The 1,567-nt window shown below is 45.7% G+C and carries 1 protein-coding gene and 1 pseudogene; both read left to right on the top strand.

The genetic code is table 11. The features are described from left to right. Positions 1 to 317: 317 nt before the first annotated feature. Positions 318 to 1,451: a fused PTS fructose transporter subunit IIA/HPr protein gene (fruB, locus tag BCT81_RS28055; RefSeq protein WP_102426562.1), complete on the top strand. Its 1,134-nt coding sequence runs from the start codon at positions 318 to 320 to the stop codon at positions 1,449 to 1,451. Positions 1,452 to 1,460: 9 nt separating this feature from the next. Further along, positions 1,461 to 1,567, top strand: a pseudogene (gene fruK / locus BCT81_RS28060) (1-phosphofructokinase); the annotation flags it as partial.

Consider the following 1,567-nt stretch of genomic DNA (forward strand, 5'->3'; position numbering starts at 1 on the left):
TAGTTGAATTATATGCTGAATCGATTCAGTATAAAAGCTGAAAGGATTCAGCAAAATCTGAAAAGTGACTTCAATCATCCTTTTGAATGGATTGAGCGTCATTTGTCGTGATTCAACTTCTCGTTATGAACGAAACTGAAATTACGACACGCAGCAAAACTATTTTGGTTAACAGAATTGGCTTTGCTGAATTTTTTTACACTGAATGCTGAACCGATTCAGCCAAGATAAAACAAAGAGCAAGCGACGAGAAAATATTGCTCTAGACTGAATCGTAGCGATACACAAATTCTCAAGCGATACGCTAAAGAGGCACCATGCTTAAATTATCAAAATCTGACATCACTCTTGGTCAAACGGCCGATGACAAATTCAAAGCTATCCAGAACATTGCTGGCGACCTAACTGCGAAAGGCTTAGTGGACTCTGGTTATGTAGAAGGAATGCTGAACCGTGAAAACCAGAACTCTACGTTTCTTGGTAACGGCATCGCTATTCCTCACGGCACCACAGACACTCGCGGCCTTGTAAAAGAGACAGGCGTTGCAGTACACCACTTCCCTGAAGGCATTGATTGGGCAGATGGCAACCGTGTTTACGTAGCAATTGGTATTGCAGCAAAATCTGACGAGCACTTAGGCATCCTTAAGCAGCTAACAAAGGTTCTAGCGGCGGACGGCGTTGAAGAGAAACTAAAACAAGCGAAATCAGAAGACGAAATCATTGCCCTACTGAACGGTGAAGTTCAGTTAGAAGCTGACCTAGACGCTTCTTTAGTTCAGCTACTGTTCCCAGCAAGCGACATGGTTCAAATGTCTGCTGTTGCGGGCGGTCTACTGAAGAACACAGGTTGTACAGACAACGCATTCGTTGCTGACCTAGTAACAAAGACTCCAACTCACCTAGGGCAAGGCGTTTGGTTACTAGGTAGCGATAAAGGCGTAACGCGCACTGGCGTATCTTTTGTTTCTACGGCGAACGATTGTGAATTCGAAGGCACACCAGTAAAAGCTCTTGTGGCATTCGCGGCTTGTAACAGCGCGCACCAGTCGATTCTGGCAAACCTAAGCAAAGTGGTTTTCGAAGGTAAACAGCAACAACTGTTAACTGCTGACGTTGAACAAGTGATTGGCCTTCTTAAAGGTGAAGCGGTTTCTACAGCGTCTGAAGGCGATGACAACTGCGCAGTATTCAAGATCAAAAACGCACACGGCCTACACGCTCGTCCGGGCGCAATGTTGGTTGCTGAAGCGAAGAAGTTCGAATCAACAATCCGCGTTTCAAACCTAGATGGCGACGGAAAAGAAGTGAACGCGAAGAGCTTGATGAAAGTGATCGCACTTGGCGTTAAACACGGCCACCAACTTCAGTTTGTTGCTGAAGGCGACGATGCAGCACAAGCACTTGAATCGATTGGCAAAGCTATCGCTTCAGGCCTTGGCGAAGGTTAAGGAATCGATATGTCTGATAAACAAATCAAAGCCGTTACTGTAACGCTAAACCCTGCTCTAGACCTGACCGGTGCTATCGACGCACTGAATGTGGGTTCGGTTAGCCTAGTGAATCA

This window comes from Vibrio sp. 10N.261.52.A1, from assembly GCF_002876325.1.
Taxonomy (GTDB): domain Bacteria; phylum Pseudomonadota; class Gammaproteobacteria; order Enterobacterales; family Vibrionaceae; genus Vibrio; species Vibrio chagasii.